Annotated in this window: 19 protein-coding genes; 9 read left to right on the forward strand and 10 right to left on the reverse strand. The window is 56.7% G+C overall.

The genetic code is table 11. The annotated features are described in order from the left end of the window. The 7 genes from BIS10_RS06830 to BIS10_RS06860 all read left to right on the forward strand — a co-directional run. On the forward strand, positions 1-276 hold a 276-nt coding region (locus BIS10_RS06830; RefSeq protein WP_253503746.1), incomplete at its 5' end, for a 3-hydroxyacyl-CoA dehydrogenase family protein. 57 nt (positions 277-333) lie between these two features. Then, positions 334-1,542: a 3-oxoadipyl-CoA thiolase gene (locus BIS10_RS06835; protein ID WP_253503749.1), complete on the forward strand. Its 1,209-nt coding sequence runs from the start codon at positions 334-336 to the stop codon at positions 1,540-1,542. Positions 1,543-1,684: 142 nt separating this feature from the next. Then, positions 1,685-2,506, forward strand: a complete 822-nt coding sequence (locus tag BIS10_RS06840) for an IclR family transcriptional regulator (RefSeq protein WP_253503752.1) — start codon at positions 1,685-1,687, stop codon at positions 2,504-2,506. An 82-nt stretch (positions 2,507-2,588) separates the two neighbouring features. After that, positions 2,589-3,701, forward strand: a complete 1,113-nt coding sequence (locus BIS10_RS06845; protein WP_253503754.1) for an ABC transporter permease — start codon at positions 2,589-2,591, stop codon at positions 3,699-3,701. A 17-nt stretch (positions 3,702-3,718) separates the two neighbouring features. After that, positions 3,719-4,522, forward strand: a complete 804-nt coding sequence (locus BIS10_RS06850; protein ID WP_253503784.1) for an ABC transporter ATP-binding protein — start codon at positions 3,719-3,721, stop codon at positions 4,520-4,522. Between the two features lie 5 nt (positions 4,523-4,527). Next, positions 4,528-5,469: an MlaD family protein gene (locus BIS10_RS06855; protein ID WP_253503757.1), complete on the forward strand. Its 942-nt coding sequence runs from the start codon at positions 4,528-4,530 to the stop codon at positions 5,467-5,469. After that, the gene (locus BIS10_RS06860; RefSeq protein ID WP_083023549.1) at positions 5,466-6,068 is read left to right on the forward strand and encodes an ABC-type transport auxiliary lipoprotein family protein; all 603 of its coding nucleotides are present in this window, start codon (positions 5,466-5,468) and stop codon (positions 6,066-6,068) included. The genes BIS10_RS06855 and BIS10_RS06860 overlap by 4 nt, the downstream gene beginning before the upstream one ends. Before the next feature lie 9 nt (positions 6,069-6,077). On the opposite strand, the gene BIS10_RS06865 is transcribed toward BIS10_RS06860, so the two are convergent. The 10 genes from BIS10_RS06865 to BIS10_RS06910 all read right to left on the reverse strand — a co-directional run bounded on the left by BIS10_RS06865 (position 6,078) and on the right by BIS10_RS06910 (position 18,606). Further along, positions 6,078-7,949, reverse strand: a complete 1,872-nt coding sequence (locus tag BIS10_RS06865; RefSeq protein WP_083023547.1) for a protein kinase — start codon at positions 7,947-7,949, stop codon at positions 6,078-6,080. An 18-nt stretch (positions 7,950-7,967) separates the two neighbouring features. Further along, complete coding sequence (locus BIS10_RS06870) at positions 7,968-9,218, reverse strand: 2-oxo acid dehydrogenase subunit E2 (RefSeq protein WP_253503761.1); 1,251 nt, start codon at positions 9,216-9,218, stop codon at positions 7,968-7,970. A gap of 17 nt (positions 9,219-9,235) precedes the next feature. Continuing rightward, positions 9,236-10,213 (reverse strand): alpha-ketoacid dehydrogenase subunit beta, encoded by a 978-nt coding sequence (locus tag BIS10_RS06875; protein ID WP_058576352.1) that lies wholly within the window; start codon positions 10,211-10,213, stop codon positions 9,236-9,238. Position 10,214: 1 nt separating this feature from the next. Beyond that, a complete protein-coding gene (locus tag BIS10_RS06880) occupies positions 10,215-11,417 on the reverse strand; it encodes a thiamine pyrophosphate-dependent dehydrogenase E1 component subunit alpha (RefSeq protein ID WP_083023544.1) in 1,203 nt (400 codons plus the stop codon). Between the two features lie 152 nt (positions 11,418-11,569). Then, entirely contained in the window at positions 11,570-12,346 is a 777-nt protein-coding gene (locus BIS10_RS06885; protein ID WP_253503764.1) for an ABC transporter permease, read from the reverse strand. After that, on the reverse strand, positions 12,336-13,301 hold the full coding sequence (locus BIS10_RS06890) for an ABC transporter ATP-binding protein (RefSeq protein ID WP_253503767.1): 966 nt from the start codon (positions 13,299-13,301) through the stop codon (positions 12,336-12,338). The genes BIS10_RS06885 and BIS10_RS06890 overlap by 11 nt, the downstream gene beginning before the upstream one ends. Then, positions 13,298-14,497, reverse strand: coding sequence for an ABC transporter permease (locus tag BIS10_RS06895; protein ID WP_083023541.1), 1,200 nt, complete (start codon positions 14,495-14,497; stop codon positions 13,298-13,300). The genes BIS10_RS06890 and BIS10_RS06895 overlap by 4 nt, the downstream gene beginning before the upstream one ends. Before the next feature lie 3 nt (positions 14,498-14,500). Beyond that, the gene (locus BIS10_RS06900) at positions 14,501-15,400 is read right to left on the reverse strand and encodes an ABC transporter substrate-binding protein (protein WP_392567156.1); all 900 of its coding nucleotides are present in this window, start codon (positions 15,398-15,400) and stop codon (positions 14,501-14,503) included. Positions 15,401-15,529: 129 nt separating this feature from the next. Then, the gene (gene cysS, locus BIS10_RS06905) at positions 15,530-16,915 is read right to left on the reverse strand and encodes a cysteine--tRNA ligase (protein ID WP_083023539.1); all 1,386 of its coding nucleotides are present in this window, start codon (positions 16,913-16,915) and stop codon (positions 15,530-15,532) included. Positions 16,916-16,926: 11 nt separating this feature from the next. Beyond that, positions 16,927-18,606 carry a glutamine--tRNA ligase/YqeY domain fusion protein gene (locus BIS10_RS06910; RefSeq protein WP_253503770.1) on the reverse strand — a complete coding sequence of 560 codons (1,680 nt, stop codon included), beginning with the start codon at positions 18,604-18,606 and terminating at the stop codon, positions 16,927-16,929. 156 nt (positions 18,607-18,762) lie between these two features. On the opposite strand from BIS10_RS06910, the gene BIS10_RS06915 reads away from it, so the two are divergent. Together BIS10_RS06915 and BIS10_RS06920 are read left to right on the forward strand one after the other, a co-directional pair. Then, positions 18,763-19,263: a peptidylprolyl isomerase gene (locus BIS10_RS06915; RefSeq protein WP_083023535.1), complete on the forward strand. Its 501-nt coding sequence runs from the start codon at positions 18,763-18,765 to the stop codon at positions 19,261-19,263. Between the two features lie 14 nt (positions 19,264-19,277). Next, positions 19,278-20,048: a UDP-2,3-diacylglucosamine diphosphatase gene (locus tag BIS10_RS06920; RefSeq protein ID WP_083023534.1), complete on the forward strand. Its 771-nt coding sequence runs from the start codon at positions 19,278-19,280 to the stop codon at positions 20,046-20,048. Positions 20,049-20,085: the final 37 nt, after the last annotated feature.

A 20,085-nucleotide genomic window follows, 5' to 3' on the forward strand; every position in this document is an offset into this window, starting at 1 on the left:
GTGCTGCAGCGTGTGGTGGCCTGCATCGTCAACGTTGGGGCAGATATTGCACAGCAAGGCGTTGCTGCACCCGCCACTATTGATCGTGCGGTGGAACTTGGCCTGGGCTACCCGTTTGGCCCGCTGCGTATGGGCGACCACTACGGCGCTTCGCGCATCCTGACCATCTTAAACAACCTATTAGACGCCACCGGTGACCCCCGCTATCGCCCTAGCCCGTGGCTGCGCCGCCGCGCCGCGCTGGGCATGTCTCTCACTGACGGGCCAACGGGCTGAACCCCCTCAGTTTCAATTACGGCTCAAGTAAGGCTTACACAAACAAGGAAAATAACCATGCAAGACGCCTATATTTACGACGGATTACGCACCCCTTTCGGTCGCCATGGCGGCAGCCTAGCGGCCATTCGCCCGGATGAGCTGCTGGGCTTAACGCTCAAAGCACTGGTGGCGCGTAATCCGTTTGCCCCAGAAAGCTACGAAGAGGTGTTGGCGGGCTGTACTAACCAGGCGGGGGAAGATTCCCGTAACGTGGCCCGTCACGGTGCGCTGCTAGCGGGCCTGCCGATTGAGGTGGCAGGCCAAACCGTCAATCGCCTGTGCGGCAGTGGCCTAGCCGCGATGATGGATGCCGCCCGTGCCGCTTGCTTAGGCGAAGGTGAGCTATTTTTGGCTGGCGGCGTGGAGTCCATGTCCCGCGCGCCTTACGTGCTGGGCAAAGCCGACTCCCCCTACGCTCGCAATCAGCCGATGTTTGATACCGTGATTGGCTCTCGCTTCCCCAACCCGTGGATTGCCAAAGAGTACGGCAGCCACAGCATGCCGGAAACTGCCGATAACATTGCCCACGACCTGAACATTGGCCGCGAGGCCAGCGACGCCTTTGCCGCCCGCTCCCAAGCGCGCTATGCCAAGGCGCTGGCAAACGGCTTTTATGAAGGCGAAATGTTTGGGGTAGAAGTGCCTCAAGGGCGCAAACAGCCGCCGCTGTTGGTAGATAAAGATGAGCATCCCCGCGCTGAAAGCACCGAGGAAAAACTGGCCAAACTCGGCGCGCTGTTTGAAGGCGGTGTCGTGACCGCAGGCAACGCGTCTGGATTAAACGACGGGGCTGCCGCGCTGATTGTCGGCACGCGTGCAGCAGGCGAGCGAGCTGGGCTTGCTCCGCGAGCACGTATCGTTGCCAGCGCCGTGGCGGGCGTTGCTCCCCGGGTTATGGGCCTGGGGCCGGTACCCGCCTCGCAAAAAGCGCTGGCCCGGGCTGGCCTTTCGCTTGAGCAGATGGACGTGATTGAAATCAACGAAGCCTTTGCGGTGCAGGTGTTGGGCTGCGTTAAGCAGTTGGGTCTTTCCGCCGACGATCCGCGCCTTAATGCCAACGGTGGTGCCATTGCCATTGGCCACCCGCTGGGTGCCTCGGGCGCACGTTTGGCGCTCACTGCGCTGCGCCAGCTAGAAGCCACTGGCGGGCGCTATGCGCTGGTCACCATGTGTATTGGCGTTGGCCAGGGCATTGCGACCATCATTGAACGCCTGGAGAGCTAACCGCCCTCCTGCGGCGCTAGCACAATATCTAAGGCAGGCGCCGCAGGCCAAGCGTTGACTAAGCTCTCTTATCGCGCTTTGCAACGCCCCAGCGCAGGTATGCGATACTTGCCACTCAATGATTGATTAGCCGAGACGCTTGATGGAACCAACCGACGCCGCTGCTGATGAGCCGCAATCACCCGAAAAAGATCGCAACTTTGTCACCGCGCTTGCGCGGGGGTTAGAACTGCTCCGCGCTTTTGGAACAGGGGAAGAGTACCTGGGCAATGCAGAGCTCTCGAATCGCACCCACATCCCCCGCCCCACGGTGTCCCGGTTAACCTATACGCTGACCCAGTTAGGCTACCTGCAACACAATCGCCACCTTGAGAAGTACCGCCTCGGGCCGGGTGTGCTGGCGCTGGGTTATCGCTTTCTGGCTAATATGGGCATTCGCGAAATTGCTCGCCCCCATTTACAGCATTTTGCCGACGCCACCGACTGCAACGTGAGCCTGGGCGGTGCCGACCGCAGCGACATGGTGTATCTGGAAACCTGCCACGGCCACGGGCCGCTGATTATTCGCTTGGATGTCGGCTCGCGGCTGCCCATCGCCACCTCGGCGATTGGTCGTGCCTGGCTGTGCGGATTATCTGACGAGCGCCGCCAACAGGTGATGCAAGAGCTAGCCGCGTTTCACGGCAGCGATTGGCCGCGCCTTCATGCCGGTATTGAGCAGAGCCTGCGCGACTATGCTGAGTACGGCTTTTGCCTCTCCGAGCAGGATTGGCAGCGGGATATCAGCGCTGTGGCCATGCCGCTCATTTTGGAAGATGGTGCCGAAGTGATGGCGATTAACTGCGGTGGCTCTAGCCTGCGTTTAGATCATGATCGATTGGTCAACAACCTTGGCCCCAGACTCAAGGAAGTAGCAGCGAAAATTAAGCAGGAGCTGGCCCCCAAGTATCGTGCGTCACGTTAAGAAACGACGGCTTACCTTTCACTAACGCTCGTTTGATTGCATCATAGGCCTTCACTGCATGTGAAGGCACTGAGGAGCAGGGATGCCAAACGAGTGGATCACTCAACAGGGCGAGCGTGTCTCGCTGCACGGCGAATGGACACTACGCCACTACGCTGAGCTGAAGCGCGCCCTACAGCAGCAGGGTCAGCTAAGCTCGGCATCGCTGTCGCTACCCGGCTTTGAGGGGCTGGATACCGCCGGCGCGGCGCTGATCGTTGAGCTAATTGGTGCTGAAAAAACCAAACAAATTGGCGACTGGGCCAGCGATCTCCCCCAGGTGCAGCAGGCTTTGCTGATACGCATTGCCGAGGCTATGGACGCTCCGCTTGAGAGCCCCCCACTCCGACCCAACCGGATTAGCGAAGCCTTAGCGACAGTGGGCCAGCAAATGGTGGCGCTGGGGTCTCAGCAGCGCCAGCTACTGGCTTTCATTGGCTTGGTGCTGGCCACATTTACCTCACTTCTGTTTCGACCCCGCCACTGGCGTATTACCGCCACCGTCGCGCATATTCAGCAAAGTGGCTTGAATGCGGTGCCTATCGTTGCGCTCTTAACCTTTATGGTGGGCGCAGTGGTGGCGTTTTTGGGGGCCACGGTGCTCCAAGATTTCGGTGCAACGGTTTACACCATTGATCTCGTAGCTTTTTCATTTTTACGGGAATTTGGCGTGCTCTTGGCCGCGATACTTTTGGCAGGCCGCACCGCCAGCGCCTTTACCGCCCAGCTTGGCGCGATGAAATCCAACGAAGAGATTGATGCCCTCAAAACATTGGGTCTCGACCCGATTGAGCTACTAGTGCTTCCCCGGGTGATGGCGATGTTGATCAGCCTACCGCTTCTAGCGTTTGTGGGCATGCTGAGCGGCCTCGTCGGCGGCGCGGTGGTGGCCACCCTATCGCTGGATATTTCTGTAAGTCAGTTCATCACCACACTGCAAAAAGACGTGTCGGTCACTCATTTCCTGGTCGGCTTGAGCAAAGCGCCGGTATTTGCCTTTGTGATTGCCGTCATTGGCTGCCTAGAAGGGTTTAAAGTTAGCGGCAGTGCCCAATCGGTAGGCGCCCACACCACCTCAAGCGTGGTGCAGTCCATCTTTATGGTGATTCTGATAGATGCGTTAGCGGCGCTATTTTTCATGGAGATGGGCTGGTGACCGAGCGATATTCAGAGATGCCGCAACAGCCCGAGCGCGATGAAGCGGTTATTCGCGTGCAGGGGCTGGTGAATCGATTTGGCGACAACGTCGTTCACGAAGGGCTGGACTTGACCCTCTACCGAGGCGAAATTCTCGGCGTTGTCGGCGGCTCAGGTACCGGTAAATCAGTTTTACTGCGCAGTATTGTGGGCTTAAAGCGGCCAAATGACGGCACAGTAGAGGTGCTGAACCAGCGGTTAAATGAGTTAAGTGAGTCCCAACGCAGCCAAGTCGAGCGGCGCTTTGGGGTGCTCTTTCAGCGTGGGGCGCTGTTTAGTTCGCTCAACCTGCAAGAAAACGTTGCGCTGCCGCTTATCGAGCACGCCAAACTCTCTCGGGAAGAGGCCGAGTATCTGGCGCGTATCAAGCTCTCGCTGGTAGGCCTGCCCCCTCATGCCGCACGGCAATTTCCAGAATCGCTCTCTGGGGGCATGGTGAAACGTGCCGCGCTTGCCAGGGCACTGGCCCTGGACCCGGATATTTTGTTTCTCGATGAGCCTACCGCAGGACTCGACCCCATTGGGGCCGCCGCGTTTGACCAACTGCTGGTCACGCTGCGCGATGCAATGGGCTTTAGCGTTTTTTTGGTCACCCACGACCTCGATACACTCTATGCGGCCTGTGACCGAGTCGCTGTGCTGTCGCAAAAGCGCGTTCTGGTGGTGGATACCCTGGAAAACGTCGCGAAAACGAACGACGAGTGGGTACAGGATTACTTTAATGGACCGCGTGGACGCGCTGCACAGCGCTCTGCTGGCCCAACATCTTCTCAGGAGTGACGCACATGGAAACCCGCGCGCACCATATTTTGATCGGCCTGTTTACCGTGCTAACGGCCGCTGCCGCCCTGCTGTTTGCGCTCTGGATGAGCTATGCGGCTGGCCAACGCGACTATCAACCCTACCGCATTTTGTTCGAGCGCAGCGTCAGCGGCCTCTCGGTGGGTAGCAAGGTGCAGTACAACGGCATTGAAGTGGGCGATGTCACCGAGCTTTCCCTCAATCCTGACGACCCACGCCAAGTGATCACGCTTATTCGCGTGTATGAAGACACTCCGATCAAAGTGGATACCCGCGCAAAGCTAGCCTTTGCCAGCATTACCGGCAGTATGTCCGTGCAGCTCTATGGCGGCACCCCAGAAAGCCAACGCTTGCTAGCGCAAAGCAGCGACGATACGCCTTTCATTCAAGCCGATCCGTCGCCTATTGCTACGCTGTTTGACGAAGGCGAAGAGATGGTCGAAAACCTCAACGCGATTTTGCAGAGTGTGAACGAGCTCTTCGATGACAATAATCGTGAGCAAGCAGGCAATATCCTGACCAATATTGCCCAAATCACCGAGATGATTGCTTCTCAGCAGTCTGCCCTGGATGAAAACATGGCGCTCTTTGGCGATGTGTCAAGCCAAGCCTCCACCACGCTTGAAAGTATCGAATCGCTTAGCCTAGAGGCGAACCGCCTGCTGAGCCAGGAGGGTCAGCAGGTGATGCGCAGCGCAGAGAGCGCCAGCCGCGATGTTGCCAGCGCTGCCCAGCGGATAGAACAGTTGGTGAACGATAACGCGGGTGCTGTGGAAGGCACTCTACAAAGCACTCGCGACATTGCCCCGGCCCTAGCGGCGTTACGCTCGACACTCGCCACCCTTGAACGCATTACGCGGGAACTTGAAGAGAGCCCCACGGACTTTTTCCTAGGCCGCGACCAAGTAGAGGAGTTCCGCCCATGAATATGCACGTTTTACGTAACGGCTTTCTTCTAAGTGCCTTACTCACCCTTTCGGGCTGCTCTATTTTACCGGAGAAAGCGCCATCGACGCTGTATCGCTTGCCTGCTACCACGATGCAGAGCGACCCTGCCACCATCACGCAGCCAGAGCGACTGGGTATCGCTACACCAGAAGCGGGCCACCTGCTCAGCAGCAATCGTATCGTGGTGTTTCCCGAAGGCAATGTGGTCAATGTGTATGAGGGTGCTCGCTGGCATGAAGATGCGCCGGACATGCTGCAAGCCCAGCTGATTGCAGGGCTGCAGCAGCAAGAGCTGTTCGCCAACGTGAGCAGCGATCGGCTACCTCACGACTTGCTGCTATTAAGCGAGCTGCGCCACTTTCAGAGCGAGTATGACACCTCTCCGCCAAGCGTTAACCTGCAGTTAGACGTTCAATTACTCGGCGCGGACCAACAGCCCGTGGCCTCCACCAGCTTTGCGATTCGTGAGCGCGCCACAAGCACTGAGATACCCGATGTGGTGAACGCCTTTGGTAGCGCCACCGACCGTTTAACCGAACACTTGGCGAGCTGGCTAATCACAAACGCGCCGAATTAACAGTGCCGCCTAACGCAGCGGCGCGGGCAAGGCGCTTTTTCTCACATACTCTTTCGGGTCTTTGGGGTAGAAGTGCTCTGGCTGTCGTTCTAAGTGGGTAAAAAAGCGCGTGTCCTTGTAGGGCATCTTCATAAACCCTGACACGCCCAGCCCCTCGATTTGACTGACAGCGGCCAGCATTCGGCTCAGTAGACTTCGAAACTCTTGTTCGCGTTGGGGGTCGAGCAGCCGATAGTAGCTATGGATTTTGAGATGTTTGGGCAGCGCTTCAAAGATGATCATGCCAGTATGGTGAATCTCATTGAGCCGCTGAAGCATCTGCATAATGGAATCCGGCAGCACCAATAGCTCTTCTGGGTCTGGGCCATCTTCAAAGTAGCTGTGCTGCCGGGTGCGATCCTCCATTTCCGGCACCGCGCTCACTTCGTAATTAATCGCCATCTCTGGCTGGCAGTGAAACGCCTCCTCAGGGCTAACACGCTCTAAGTGCAGCGTTTGGCGGGCATTGAACAGGCAGCTTTTAAATACCCCCTGGCGATGAATGGCCCGTGCTAAGTGCACCATGTTATTCACCGCTTCGATAAACGCGGGCTTTAGCGCTGGGTCATGCAGGTTGAGCGACGAATCGATATAAACACCCTCCCGCTCCCAGCGCACTGCTAAACCGCCTACGACCGGGTATTTGCCCAACCGGCTCACCGAGGCCAAAAAGGCTTTTTCGGTTTCTCCCATGCCCTGCATAAACTGTTTGTAGTAGCGATCAAGCTGCACATCGTTAACGTCATTTAACGTCTCCTCAGCGCTTGCCTCGCGTAAAAACGCCTTTCGTGAGCTGTACACCACGGTATCAATTTCTTGGCTAGCCGGGCGACGCAGGCCTTTTCCCCATACGGGCACTAGCGGCGTTTGGGGGGCGATTGGCAGGTCAACCATAACAAGCTTCGCCATGCGCGGCATTTCACGAATAAAGTAATCCCCCGCTTTACGCCGCACCTGTGGGTCGGGGTCGAGCATGCCATCCAGCGTGCGTGCAAACTCAATGGGCAATCCCAATGAGCTGGCCGGAATTGCTCGATGGCCAAAACGGCAGGACTGCGCCGAGGCCAGCGCATAGAGCGTACCTGCCGCCCCCTGCTCATCGAACCGTGGCGACGAGAGCGCTCCGTTCAACTGCTCTTCACCGATAAAATAGACATCCCCCAGCCGTGCATTGGTTTGCTGCAGATTGTCCGACATCAACTCCATTACGTTGGCACCCACGAACTGAAGCGATTCATCCAACTGTGCGAACACCGATGAGCCCCAGTCGATCAGCGCGATGGATTCACTGACCGCATCGAAAACGAGATTGGAAGGCTTGATATCGCCATGTACCACCGGCCGTACATGTGGGCCCGTTTCACGACGCAGCGCTTTGAGAATATCCGCCAGCTGCGCGGCAATGCGCACGATCAATCGTGGTGGGAGCTTTCCCTGCTTGAGCGACACTTGCTCCAGGTTCCAGCCAGGCGCACGCTCCATGACCAAAATCGACTGGCCGCGTGCGCGCTGGTAGGTAATGAGCTTGGGAATTCGGGGGTGCGATACCTGATCGAGCATGAACGCCTCCTCTTCGAGGCGTTCTTGTAAATGAGTGGGCAGCGTAATGCGTGAAAACTTGAACACGTAGTGCGCCTTGACGCCCTGCTGCCATGCGCTGCCTGCAAAAACAAACCCGTAGGCCCCCTTACCAATCAGCTCGATATTTGAATAGCCCAACTGGGCAAGCTGTGCCTGGCACAGCGCTACCCAGTCTTTTAGCTTTCGCGCATCGTGATGGCTTAGCAGGTACACCGACTGCTCTTCGGGTATGTAAAACTGCTGCAGCGGTGCCTGGCTCATAGCAAGGTGCCTACACGGTTAAGCCAGATGAAGCAGCATGCTTTCCGGCGCCTCTAGAAAGCCTTTCCAGGCGTTGCAAAAACGAGCAATGGTACCGCCATCAATAAAGCGATGATCGCCTGCCCAGGTGACCGTCAAAATAGCCCGGCGCTGCACAGCCCCGTGCTCATCAAAGCGCGGCAGCCACTGGGTTTTGCCAATGGCCACAATGGCGGCTTCCGGCGCATTAATAATCGGCGCAGCGTAGGTTCCCCCAAGAGCACCAATGTTGGAGATACTGATGGTGCCGCCCTTTAGATCTGCCTGCTCCACGCGCCCTTCCCGAGCGGCATTGGTTAGCCTGCCGACCTCTTTGGCAATCTCAAACAGCGTTAAGCCCTCGACACCTTTCACGTTAGGTACCAAAAGTCCCGCTTTGCTATCCACCGCCATGCCGATATTGCACTGGTCGTAGTAGCTTAGCTCGTTGGCTTCGCTGTTTAACTGTGCATTGATGATCGGCGTCTCCGCCACGGCCAGCGCCATCGCTTTCATAAAGAACGGCATCAGCGTGAGCCGTTCGCCCTTCGCCTCTACCTGCGGCTTGAGCCGCTCGCGCAGCGCCAACAGCTCAGTGACATCAATCTCTTCACCGTAGTGAAAATGAGGAATGGAGCTAGCGGCCTCAACCATGCGCTTGGCCATCACCGCCCGCACGCCGCGCAGCGGCTCTACTTTTGAGGGTGCTAAGCCGGTGCTTGAAGGCATCGAAACACTGGCCGTTTGGTGAGATACCGCTGGCGCGTTGAGGTGCGCTAGCACGTCTTCTTTCAGTACTCGGCCATCTTTGCCACTGCCTGAGATCTCCGACAGGGCTAGGCTGTGCTCGCGTACTAAGCGGCGCACCGCAGGGCTAGCGGGCACTTTGCCTGCAGCAGCCGGGGTAACGGCTTGGCTTTTAGGCGGCGGGCTATTTTCATCAGCGGCCACCCCGTGGCTACTGGGCGGCGCTGAAGGTGCCTGCTCGGTAGCTGCAGTGTCGCTGTTCGACTGACCGGCGGTTTGGTATGCATAAAGCGGCGCGTGAACCTTGGCGATATTCCCCTGCGGCACATACAGCTTGGTGACCGTCCCGGCTTCTGGCGCGGTGATTTCCACCAGCGCCTTGTCGGTCATCACTTCGACAATCGGCTGATCCTCTTCGATGGAGTCGCCCTCGGCCACGCGCCACTCCACCACTTCACACTCAACAATGCCTTCACCGATATCCGGCAGTAAAAAGTCACTCATGGCTGTTCTCCCTGGCGCTAAAAGTTCACACTTTCGCGAATCGCTTCAAAAATTTTCAGGTGGTCGGGCAAGTACTCTTTCTCCAGCACAAGCGGGAAAGGCGTATCCAGCCCGGTAACCCGAGTAATCGGCGATTCCAGATAGAGAAAACAGCGCTCTTGTATCGTTGCAGCAATTTCACCGGCAAAGCCGCCGGTGAGCGGCGCTTCATGGCTAACAATCATACGGCCGGTTTTGAATACCGACTCTGCCACGGTATCCACATCCCAGGGCAACAGCGAGCGCAGGTCGATGACCTCGCAGGCAATGCCCTGCTCTTCGGCAAGCTCGGCGGCTTTACTGATCACTTCCATCTGCGCACCCCAGCCCACCAGGGTAATATCGGTGCCCTCTTTGATCACTTCTGCTTCACCAATTGGCAGTTGGTAATCTTCATCGGGCACTTCACCTACGGCGGCACGATAGAGCCGTTTTGGCTCTAAAAACAGCACGGGGTCGGGGTCACGAATCGCCGCCAGCAGCAGCCCTTTGGCTTGATAGGGGTTGCGCGGCACCACCACTTTTAAGCCCGGCGTGTGGGTAAAGTACGCCTCAGGAGATTGCGAGTGGTATAAGCCCCCGGAAATGCCGCCGCCATAGGGTGTGCGAATGGTGAGCCCGCCTACGTTGAAGAGATCCCCAGAGCGGTAGCGGAATTTGGCGGTCTCGTTAACGATCTGATCAAATGCGGGGAAGATATAATCCGCAAACTGGATTTCAGCGACGGGTACAGAGCCTTGTGCGGCCAAGCCGTTCGCAAAGCCAATGATGCCCTGCTCCACCAGCGGCGTATTAAAGCAGCGCGCTTTGCCGTACTTTTCTTGTAAATGGCTGGTGGCTCGGAAAACACCGCCAAAAATACCCACGTCTTCACCAAAACAGATGACTTTCTCATCTTCCGCCATGGCGATATCCAGCGCGTTGTTAATCGCCTGGAGCATATTCATCGTCGCCATATTACGCCTCTCTTTGGGTATCAGTGGCTGACGAAAGCGTCAGATCTAGCGATTTTGCGCCGCGCGGGTAGGCATCTGGGTAGCGGCGAATATGGCGCTTCAACTGATCCAGCTGGTGCTGTAGCGCAGGTGTCACATCGGCATAAACATCGCTGATTAACGACTCCAGCGGCGGCGGCGGGCGTTTTTCGGCGCGCTTCATGGTTTCCAGCACTTCACGGCGCAGGCTCTCCTGCTGGGCAGCTTCCTCTTCATCGCTCCACCAGTCTTTCTTAGCCAGCCAGCGCTGCATACGCAGCAGCGGATCTTTCACGCGCCACGCTTCCTCTTCGCTCTTAGCGCGATAGCCCGACGGGTCATCCGAAGATGAGTGGGCAGCCAACCGGTAGGACATGGCTTCAATCAGCACCGGCTGGTTCTGCTCAACGGCGATTTTTCGCGCTTGGCGGGTCGCTTCATACACCGCTAGGGCGTCGTTACCATCCACGCGAATCACGTGCATATGGTAGCCAAAGGCACGGGGAGCAATGCCGTCAGCGGCAAACTGTTCTGTGGAGGGAGTAGAAATAGCGTAGCCGTTGTTGCGGCAGAAAAAGATCACCGGCACCTGATGCACCGAGGCCATGTTCAACGCGGCGTGGAAGTCCCCTTCTGAGGCTGCGCCTTCGCCAAAAAAGGTCAGCGTACAGTGGCCTTCACCGGCCAGCTTTTGGCCATAGGCGTACCCGGTGGCTTGCGGAATCTGAGTCGCTAGCGGGGAAGAGATGGTCATGTAGTGCAGCTTGCGAGAGCCGTAATGAATCGGCATTTGGCGGCCTTTGCCGTAATCAAGCTCGTTGCCAAACAGCTGATTCATAAACTCATCGATTGAGAAGCCGCGATACATCAAGGCGCCTTGTTCGCGGTACTGGGCCATGATCATATCGGCGTCATCTAGTGCTGCAGCCGCACCCACCACGGCGGCTTCTTCACCGGTGCACTGCATATAGAAACTCAGCCGCCCTTGGCGTTGGGCAGCCATCATGCGCTCATCAAGAATACGAGTGGCTAACATGGCTTGATACAGCCTACGAGCGTGCTCTCGGGTGAGCGAAGGCTCTTCGCCACCCGGATACAGCTCGCCATCCGGATTGAGTAGACTGAACGTCTCGATCAAGAATTCATCACCGGTCATGAAGGCCGGCTGGTGTACGTACTGAGTCATCATTATTGTCCTTGTTTTTACCCCTTTTGAGGGCAGTGTTGTCGGTCATGACCTTTTATGCCAGTGGATTTATCTGACACGGATCAACGCAACACTTGGACAGTAACTCAGTGCAAGCCGTTTAGGGATTCAACTTAAGACGCAGAGAGCACTTAAGAAGCAGAGAGGCGTTGGCGAAGCCGCTGTTGATAGACGTTAAAGGCGCTATCCACGCTCAGCGCCAGCAGTGCAATCAGCAGCGCGCCTTGTAGCACGTAGGCCATGTTGCCATTAACGATACCTGCGATAATGGGGTCTCCCAGATTACTGGCCCCGACAGTGGCACCGAGTGCCGCAGTGGCAATATTAATAGTCACCGAAGTACGCACCCCTGCCAGAATCACCGGGGCTGCCAGGGGCAACTCCACGTGACTCAGCACCTGCCAAGGCGTCATGCCCATCGCCTGGGCCGCCTCTTTGATGGTCGCGTCAACATCGTTAATGCCCGCCAGCGTATTGCGTACGATTGGCAGCAGCCCGTAGAGCATCAGCGCAACAATAATAGGCAGCGTACCAAAGCCCAGAACGGGCACCGCCAGCGCCAGCACCGCTACCGGAGGGAACGTTTGCCCTAAAGAGGCCAACTGCCCCACCAGAGGCAAGAAATCCCGCCCTCGCTCGCGGGTAACGGCAATACCTGCCGCCACACCAACCGCAATGGTGACCACTGCCGCCACGGCAACGACTAACACATGGCGGCCCAGCAGCTCGTAAAACGCCGCGCGATCATAGACGACTTGCCGGGCGTCAGGCTCTACCCAGCGAAACAGGCCCTCTAGGAGCGGCATGCCGACGATGCACATCGCCAGTAGCGCGACCCAAATAAGCGGCAGAAACCATTGAATGCTCGGTGCGTTCGGCAGGCTGACGGTGGCAGAATTACGCGTCACGTTGGCTCACCTTATCCAACTGCGCCTCTTTAACGATGCGGCGCAGCGAAAGCTCCCCTATTGGCACATCGCCTTGATCCACCACGGTTAAGCGGTCGCAGTGGTCCCGCAGCATCATGGAAAGCGCTTGGCGCAGCGAGAAATCGGCGGGAATTCGAGATTGTGCCGGCAAAGTAGGCCCAAGCGATGTCATGTGATCTTTTACGCGCGTTAACGCTGCCTGCTTCAACCCCCGCTCAAGCCCACCGAGCAGGGATTCCACAAACGGATCAGCGGGCTGCTGAAGCAGTGCCAGCGGTGTGCCCTGCTGGACAATACGGCCATCACGCATGACGACCAAATGGTCGGCTAGCTTCAGCGCTTCATCCATATCGTGGGTCACGAACACAATGGTTTTGTGTAGCCGTGCCTGTAGCTTGGCCAGCTCATCCTGGAGCTTTTCCCGGGTAATTGGGTCCAGTGCGCCAAAGGGCTCATCCATCAGTAGTATATCGGGGTCTGCGGCTAAGGCGCGGGCCACCCCTACTCGCTGCGCTTGGCCACCTGAGAGCTGATGCGGATATTTATGCGCAAACTCGCCCACTGGCAGGCCAAGTACGCCCATCAGTTCCTCTACACGTGTGTTAATTTCTGTAGCGGGCCATTTCAGCAATCGAGGCACTAAGCCAATATTGCGCGCGACGTTCCAGTGGGGAAACAGCCCGGTACTCTGGATCACATAGCCGATTCGCCGACGTAGTTTTACTGGGTCGTACTGTTCTATCGCCTGGCCATCAAGGAAGATGTCACCACTGGAGTGTTCAATCAGGCGGTTGATCATGCGCAGGGTGGTAGATTTACCACACCCAGAGGTACCGACCAACGCACAGAACTTTCCTTTTGCGATCCGCAGCGTGATGTCTTCCACCGCGATATCGTCACCAAACTGTTTTGAAACATGGGAAAGCTCTATCATTCCTGTCCTCCGGGACGCAGCGCATCTGCCAACGCCCCTAATCCTGCGTCCACTATCAGTGCCAAGATCAGAATGGGCATTGCGCCCAGTAGCACCATATCCATGGCGGCTTGACCCAGCCCTTGAAAAATAAACGTTCCTAGACCGCCAGCACCAATCAGTGCCGCCACTGCCGTTAGCCCAATCGCCTGTACAGCCGTAATGCGCACGCCTTCTAACAGTACGGGAAGCGCCAATGGAAAACGCACCTGCCAAAAACGCTGCCCGGTACGCATACCCATGGCTTTAGCGGCCTGGAGCGTCTCAGCGCTGACCTCTTCCAGAGCAATGTAGGTATTACGCACCATGGGCAGCAGGCTATAAGCAATTAACGCAATCAGCGCTGGAGCATTGCCGATACCGCTGACACCCAACGCTGCCAGCGGGGGTACGTTAGCCGCCAGCCAAGCGAGCGGCGCTAGCAGTAGCCCAAACAGCGCCAAACTTGGGATGGTTTGTAAAAAGTTCAGCAGTGTAAACGCGATTTTTTGCAGGCGCTGATAGCGGCGCATCAGCATCGCTAACAGCATTCCCAGCACCACGCTAACGCCCACGGCTGTGCCCACCAAGGCAATATGTTGACCAATGGCCTGATAAAACTGCCCTTCTCGGGCCTGGAACTCTTGCACGAGGGCAAGACGATCTAGCCACAGCGCGGCACATCCCCACCAAGCAATGCCCACGCCTGCCAGCAGCAGCGTGGGCCACCAGCGGGATAACCCTAAGCGTAGGCGTAGCTCCACCAAACACAGCAACAGTACGAACAGCACGGTCCAGTAGGCTGCGCCAATGCCGAGTCGTGCCTGGGGTAACGAGGGGTCGACCAACCAGTGGCCTGCCACCATTAAGCCAAACGGCATCAACAGCAAGGTGAGTATGATGATGCCCAGCATCGCCCGGTAGTGCCTTGAGGTAGGCACAGACGACAACGCCGCCATGGCGATAAAGAGCAGTGATACCAGTGCCGCGCCCGGCCAGCTAATGGCGTCTACCATGCCAAAAGCCGTGCCGGAAACAATGCGATTAGGAGCAACACTGACAAAGCTTAACAACCAAGCGGCAGCCAGCATGGCACCGCTTAGGCACAACAGCACAACATTCGGGTGCCATGGGCGTCGTTTAAACGATGGCGAAGGCAAGGCGTCGATTAACGACATTCATTAGTCATCCAGGCTGTCTAGGTAGTCACTGGCGACCTGATCCGGCGAGAAGCCATTCACCGCGACATCTGCGTTGAGCTCTTGCAACGTCACTAGGTCTAACGTGGAAAATACCTCATTAAGCAGCGCCTCCATCTCCGGATAGGCATTCAACACCTCTTCCCGCACCACGGGCGCTGGCTGATACACCGGCTGAACGCCTTTAGAGTCTTCGAGCACGACGAGGCCTAAAGCGCTTAAACCACCGTCGGTCCCGTAGGTCATGGCACCATTGACACCACTGGTTTGCTGAGCCGCTGCACGCATCGTTGCAGCCGTATTGCCACCAGAAAGCACCAGCAGTTGGTCATCGCTTAGCTCAAAACCGTAGGCTTCTTGGAAAGCAGGTAACGCCTGGGCGGATTCCACAAACTCGGCGCTAGCGGCAAATTTGAATTCCCCGCCGTCGGCAAGATAAGCAGCTAAATCATCCAACGTGGTTAAGTCATTGGCTTCGGCCACATCCTGACGAATGCTCATAGCCCATGTGTTATTGGCACTTGCTGGTTGAAGCCAAATTAAGCCCTGTTCCGCATCACGCTCACGAACAGTTTGGTAGGCGTCTTCAGCGCTGTTCCATACCGGGCTATCGGTCATATCAAAGAAGAAAGCACCGTTGCCGGTGTATTCGGGATAAAGATCAACCTCTCCCGCCTGCAACGCGCTGCGTACCACGCTGGTACCACCAAGCTGCAGGCGATCTTCCGTGGGAATACCGTTGCGCTCCAGCGTCTGAATAATCAACTCGCCTAGCACCGAGCCTTCGGTATCGATTTTAGAAGAGACCACGACGGGGTCGTTGGCACTGGCCGTGGAGAGCGTGGCCATAGAAATAGCTACCGTTGATAAACCGGCAACCATGGCAGGTGTGAACAATGAGCGCATGGAGTCGTCCTTTTCAATGAGCTTCTGGGGCGTATCGTTTCAGTATAAGAGCCTGCTGCGTTGAAGTCAGACGCCGCAGTAACGACGCCTGACTGTTTATCACGATTAAGGCGCTTCGATCACCCAGGTGGTTCCTTCCCGAGAGTCTTTGAGAATGATACCAAGCGCTGCCAACTCATCACGAATAGCATCAGCGCGGGCAAAATCCTTACTTCCTTTCGCCGCTTGTCGCTCGGCGATTTTTGCTTCGATCTCTTCTTCGCTCAGCGCTACCTGCTGCTGGGCACCTTTCAGGAACGTTTGTGGCGTTTGCTGCAGTAGTCCCAGCACACCGGCCAAACGCTTTAATTCACCAGCCAAACGTGGTGCCTCTGCTGGCTGATCACTTTTCGCACGGTTAAGATCGCGGGCCAAATCGAACAGCGAGGCCAAAGCGATGGGCGTGTTGAAGTCGTCGTCCATTGCCGCGGTAAAGCGCTCCGCAGCATCGCTGGCGGCTGCCTGCTCGTCGGCGTTTACTCCTTCTAACGCCGTATACAACCGCGTTAGCGATTTGCGCGCTTCGACCAGCGAATCGACCGAGTAGTTAATAGCGCTACGATAGTGGCTTGCCACCAACAGGTAGCGCACCACTTCTGGGTCGTGCTCGGCTAGTACGTCGCGGATGGTGAAGAAATTGCCCAACGACTTGGACATCTTCTCTTGGTTGACGCGAACGGCTCCAGCATGCATCCAGGTATTGACGTAGGTTTTACCTGTCGCCGCTTCCGATTGGGCAATCTCGTTTTCATGATGGGGAAAGGTCAAATCCGGCCCACCGCCATGAATATCGAAGGTATCGCCCAAGCAGCAGGTCGACATCGCGGAGCACTCGATGTGCCAACCCGGTCGCCCGTCTCCCCAGGGGGAGTGCCAGTGGGCTTCACCGGGCTTGGCCGCTTTCCACAGCACGAAATCCAGCGGGTCTTCTTTGTGCACATCCACGTCGACCCGTGCACCAGAGCGCATGTCATCCAACTGACGGTTATTCAATTTGCCGTAGTCGGCGAATTTACGCACTCGGTAATAAACGTCACCATTGGCCGCTGCGTAGGCAAAGCCTTTTTCGATTAGCGTTTCGATCATGGCGACGATATCACCAATATGCCCCGTAGCACGGGGCTCCTGGCTGGGCGGCAGCACGTTCAGGCGCGCCTCATCCTCATGCATCGCAGCAATCATGCGCTCGGTGAGCGCGCTGATGGTTTCGCCGTTCTCCTCGGCCCGCTTGAGGATCTTATCGTCGATATCCGTGATATTACGCACGTAGGTCACGTCATATCCACGGTGGCGCAGATAGCGGGTAATCACGTCAAAGGCCACCATCACCCTGGCGTGGCCAAGGTGACAGTAGTCATACACCGTCATGCCGCAAACGTACATGCTGACCTTGCCAGCAACCAGTGGGCTAAAAGGCTCTTTGCGGCGTGTCAGCGTATTGTAAATGTGCATATGACGTTTCCTTAACCCTTCTGTTTGATTTTCGCCCAGCTATCTTTCAGACCGACGGTACGGTTAAACACGAGGTGCTCAGCAGTAGAGGCGTGACGATCGGCGCAGAAGTAACCTACTCGCTCGAATTGGAAGCGATCTTCTGGAGCTGCACTGGCTAAGCTTGGCTCGCCGATGGCTTCACATACCACCAGCGACTCGGGGTTCAGGTGCTCCAGGAAGTCGACATCCTTATCGCGGTCCGGCTGCTCGACCATAAACAGGTTGTCGTACAGGCGGACTTCCATCGGTACACCATGGGCAGCGCTGACCCAGTGAATCACGCCTTTCACCTTGCGGCCTTCCGGGTTTTTACCCAGGGTGTCGAAGTCCACGGAGCAGCGCAGCTCAACAATCTCACCTGCATCGTCTTTGATCACTTCATCACAGCGAATTACGTAGCTGTTGCGCAGACGCACTTCTTTGCCCGGTGCTAGGCGGAAGAATTTCTTCGGCGCGTCTTCCATAAAGTCGTCTTGCTCGATGTAGAGCTCACGACCAAAAGGAACTTTACGCATCGGCATGTCTTCACGCGCCGGGTGGCCTGGCACCTCGTAGACCTCTTCGTGGTCTGCCGGCACGTTGGTCAGCACTACTTTCAGCGGCTTCATCACGCACATGGCGCGGGGTGCGTTATCTTCCAGATCTGAGCGGATGGCGTGGGTCAGCATGGCGATATCCACCAAACCGCCATCGGAACGGGTGACACCAATCATCTCGCAGAATTTGCGAATGGACGCGGCGGTATAGCCACGACGACGCATACCGGAGATGGTCGGCATCCGTGGGTCGTCCCACCCATCAACAATCTGCTCATCTACCAGCAGCTTCAGCTTGCGCTTAGACGTTAAGGTGTAGTCGAGATTGAGGCGCGCAAACTCAATCTGACGGGGCTTCGCGGGCACCGGCAGATTATTTAAGAACCACTCATACAGCGGGCGGTGGTCTTCAAACTCCAACGTGCAGATGGAGTGGGTGATGCCCTCAATGGCATCCGACTGGCCGTGGGTAAAATCGTACGAGGGGTAGATTTTCCACTTATCGCCCGTTTGGTGGTGATGAGCATGGCGAATCCGGTACAGGATCGGATCTCGCAAATTAATGTTGGGCGACGCCATATCAATTTTGGCACGCAGTACTTTTTCGCCTTCACCAAACTCGCCGTTACGCATCCGCTCTAGAAGATCAAGATTCTCTTCAGCGCTGCGCTCGCGGTAGGGGCTCGGCTTGCCAGGTTCGGTGAGCGTACCCCGATACTCGCGGATCTCATCCGGAGACAGGTCATCCACATAGGCTTTGCCTTCACGGATCAGGTGCTGCGCCCAGGCGTAAAGCTGGTCGAAGTAGTCGGAGGCAAAACGTACCGGGCCTGCCCACTCAAAGCCCAACCAGCTAACGTCTTCTTTGATGGCGTCAATGTACGCCTGCTCTTCTTTTGCTGGGTTGGTGTCGTCAAAGCGCAGATGACACTCACCACCTAACTGCTCTGCCAACCCGAAGTTCAGACAAATCGACTTGGCGTGGCCGATGTGCAAAAAGCCGTTGGGCTCGGGGGGAAAGCGCGTCACAATTTTGGTGACCTGGCCGCCCGCTATCTCGTCGCGTACTTGGTTGCGAATGAAGTTCGGCGCTGGGGTGGTCTCGTTGGTCATGGTGGTGTTGATAACCTCATGGTGGATGGCGTGCTGGGCAAACGTTGCGAATGCAATCTGGGTTTGCGCTTCGCGGTGCCGAGCAAAACCGCTATTATAACGTGACGCCGATGCACAGCGCCAAGGCGAACGCCTTTATTGAACAGGAATTTATCTATGATCGTATTACAGACGAACCACGGTGACATCACCATTGCGCTTAATCATGAAAAAGCCCCGGCTACCGCGGCGAATTTCGAACAGTACGTGCGCGACGGTTTTTACGACGGCACGCTGTTTCACCGGGTCATTGATGGCTTCATGGTTCAGGGCGGCGGCTTCGATCAGGATTTCAACCAGAAAGCCACCCGCGACCCGATTGAAAACGAAGCGGACAACGGCTTGCAGAATACGGTCGGCACGCTGGCCATGGCCCGCACCCAAGACCCTCACTCCGCCACCGCACAGTTCTTCATCAACGTTGGCAACAATAGCTTCCTGAACCACAGCGGCAAAAGCTTGCAGGGCTGGGGCTACGCGGTGTTTGGTGAAGTGGTTGAAGGCATGGATGTGGTTAACGCCATTAAAGGCGTCAGCACCACGCGCCGTGGTATGCATGCCGACGTTCCCGCGGAAGATGTCATCATCGAGCGCGCTTACGTGAAGGAAGCGGAATAACCGTTGGGAGCTTTATGCGTACTCTGCTAGTAGCTGATATGCATCTAAGTCACGACACCCCTGAGATTAATCAGGGGTTTTACCGTTACTTGGAACATACCGCCGAAGGGGCGGACGCGCTCTACATTTTGGGCGATCTTTTTGATGCCTGGATTGGCGACGACCTGCTGGATACTCCTCATCCGTTAAGCGCGGTTGCTCATGAGGTGATTAAACGGCTGCGCACGTTAAGCGACGCGGGTACGGCTGTATATTTCATTCACGGCAACCGAGACTTTTTGCTGGGCGAGCGTTTCATTAATGGCTGCCAAGCCACGCTGCTACCAGAAAGCGAGCAGGTAGAGCTGCAAGGCGTACCCGCCGTCATTTTGCATGGCGACAGCCTGTGCACCAAAGACGAGGCCTACATGGCATTTCGGGCTCAGTCACGCAGTGAACAGTGGCAGTCCCAGATTCTTGCGCTGCCGTTAGAGCAGCGGCTGGAACTCGCCAAGAGCCTGCGCATGCAGTCGGGTGATGCCAATGCCGGGAAAGCAGAGGACATCATGGATGTCACTCAGGAAGAAGTCGTTGCGCTGATGCAGCGCCACGGTGTGTCGACCATGATTCATGGTCATACCCATCGTCCGAAAGTGCACGACCTAACGGTGGAAGACGTGCCCGCCAAACGCTTTGTGTTAGGCGATTGGGATAGCGAGCACGGCTGGGATATTGTGATTGAAAGCTCCAACGATCGCCATGCGGAGCCAGTTTTACGCCAGTTTCCGCTAAACGCTCCGCCCTAAACAATGCTCTTTAAGCATTAAAAAAGCCGATCGAAAA

The organism is Halomonas sp. 707B3, from assembly GCF_024158645.1.
Classification (GTDB): domain Bacteria; phylum Pseudomonadota; class Gammaproteobacteria; order Pseudomonadales; family Halomonadaceae; genus Vreelandella; species Vreelandella lionensis.

What these genes read in the sequence shown, in the direction of transcription:
- BIS10_RS06840 (WP_253503752.1), top strand. Translation starts at nt 1,685, where the DNA reads ATGGAACCAACCGACGCCGCTGCTGATGAGCCGCAATCACCCGAAAAA.
- BIS10_RS06865 (WP_083023547.1), bottom strand. Translation starts at nt 7,949, where the DNA reads ATGAGCCAGGCACCGCTGCAGCAGTTTTACATACCCGAAGAGCAGTCG.
- BIS10_RS06880 (WP_083023544.1), bottom strand. Translation starts at nt 11,417, where the DNA reads ATGACTCAGTACGTACACCAGCCGGCCTTCATGACCGGTGATGAATTC.
- BIS10_RS06845 (WP_253503754.1), top strand. Translation starts at nt 2,589, where the DNA reads ATGCCAAACGAGTGGATCACTCAACAGGGCGAGCGTGTCTCGCTGCAC.
- BIS10_RS06910 (WP_253503770.1), bottom strand. Translation starts at nt 18,606, where the DNA reads ATGACCAACGAGACCACCCCAGCGCCGAACTTCATTCGCAACCAAGTA.
- BIS10_RS06860 (WP_083023549.1), top strand. Translation starts at nt 5,466, where the DNA reads ATGAATATGCACGTTTTACGTAACGGCTTTCTTCTAAGTGCCTTACTC.
- BIS10_RS06890 (WP_253503767.1), bottom strand. Translation starts at nt 13,301, where the DNA reads ATGATAGAGCTTTCCCATGTTTCAAAACAGTTTGGTGACGATATCGCG.
- BIS10_RS06900 (WP_392567156.1), bottom strand. Translation starts at nt 15,400, where the DNA reads ATGGTTGCCGGTTTATCAACGGTAGCTATTTCTATGGCCACGCTCTCC.
- BIS10_RS06850 (WP_253503784.1), top strand. Translation starts at nt 3,719, where the DNA reads ATGCCGCAACAGCCCGAGCGCGATGAAGCGGTTATTCGCGTGCAGGGG.
- BIS10_RS06870 (WP_253503761.1), bottom strand. Translation starts at nt 9,218, where the DNA reads ATGAGTGACTTTTTACTGCCGGATATCGGTGAAGGCATTGTTGAGTGT.
- BIS10_RS06920 (WP_083023534.1), top strand. Translation starts at nt 19,278, where the DNA reads ATGCGTACTCTGCTAGTAGCTGATATGCATCTAAGTCACGACACCCCT.
- BIS10_RS06875 (WP_058576352.1), bottom strand. Translation starts at nt 10,213, where the DNA reads ATGGCGACGATGAATATGCTCCAGGCGATTAACAACGCGCTGGATATC.
- BIS10_RS06855 (WP_253503757.1), top strand. Translation starts at nt 4,528, where the DNA reads ATGGAAACCCGCGCGCACCATATTTTGATCGGCCTGTTTACCGTGCTA.
- BIS10_RS06895 (WP_083023541.1), bottom strand. Translation starts at nt 14,497, where the DNA reads ATGTCGTTAATCGACGCCTTGCCTTCGCCATCGTTTAAACGACGCCCA.
- BIS10_RS06915 (WP_083023535.1), top strand. Translation starts at nt 18,763, where the DNA reads ATGATCGTATTACAGACGAACCACGGTGACATCACCATTGCGCTTAAT.
- cysS (WP_083023539.1), bottom strand. Translation starts at nt 16,915, where the DNA reads ATGCACATTTACAATACGCTGACACGCCGCAAAGAGCCTTTTAGCCCA.
- BIS10_RS06835 (WP_253503749.1), top strand. Translation starts at nt 334, where the DNA reads ATGCAAGACGCCTATATTTACGACGGATTACGCACCCCTTTCGGTCGC.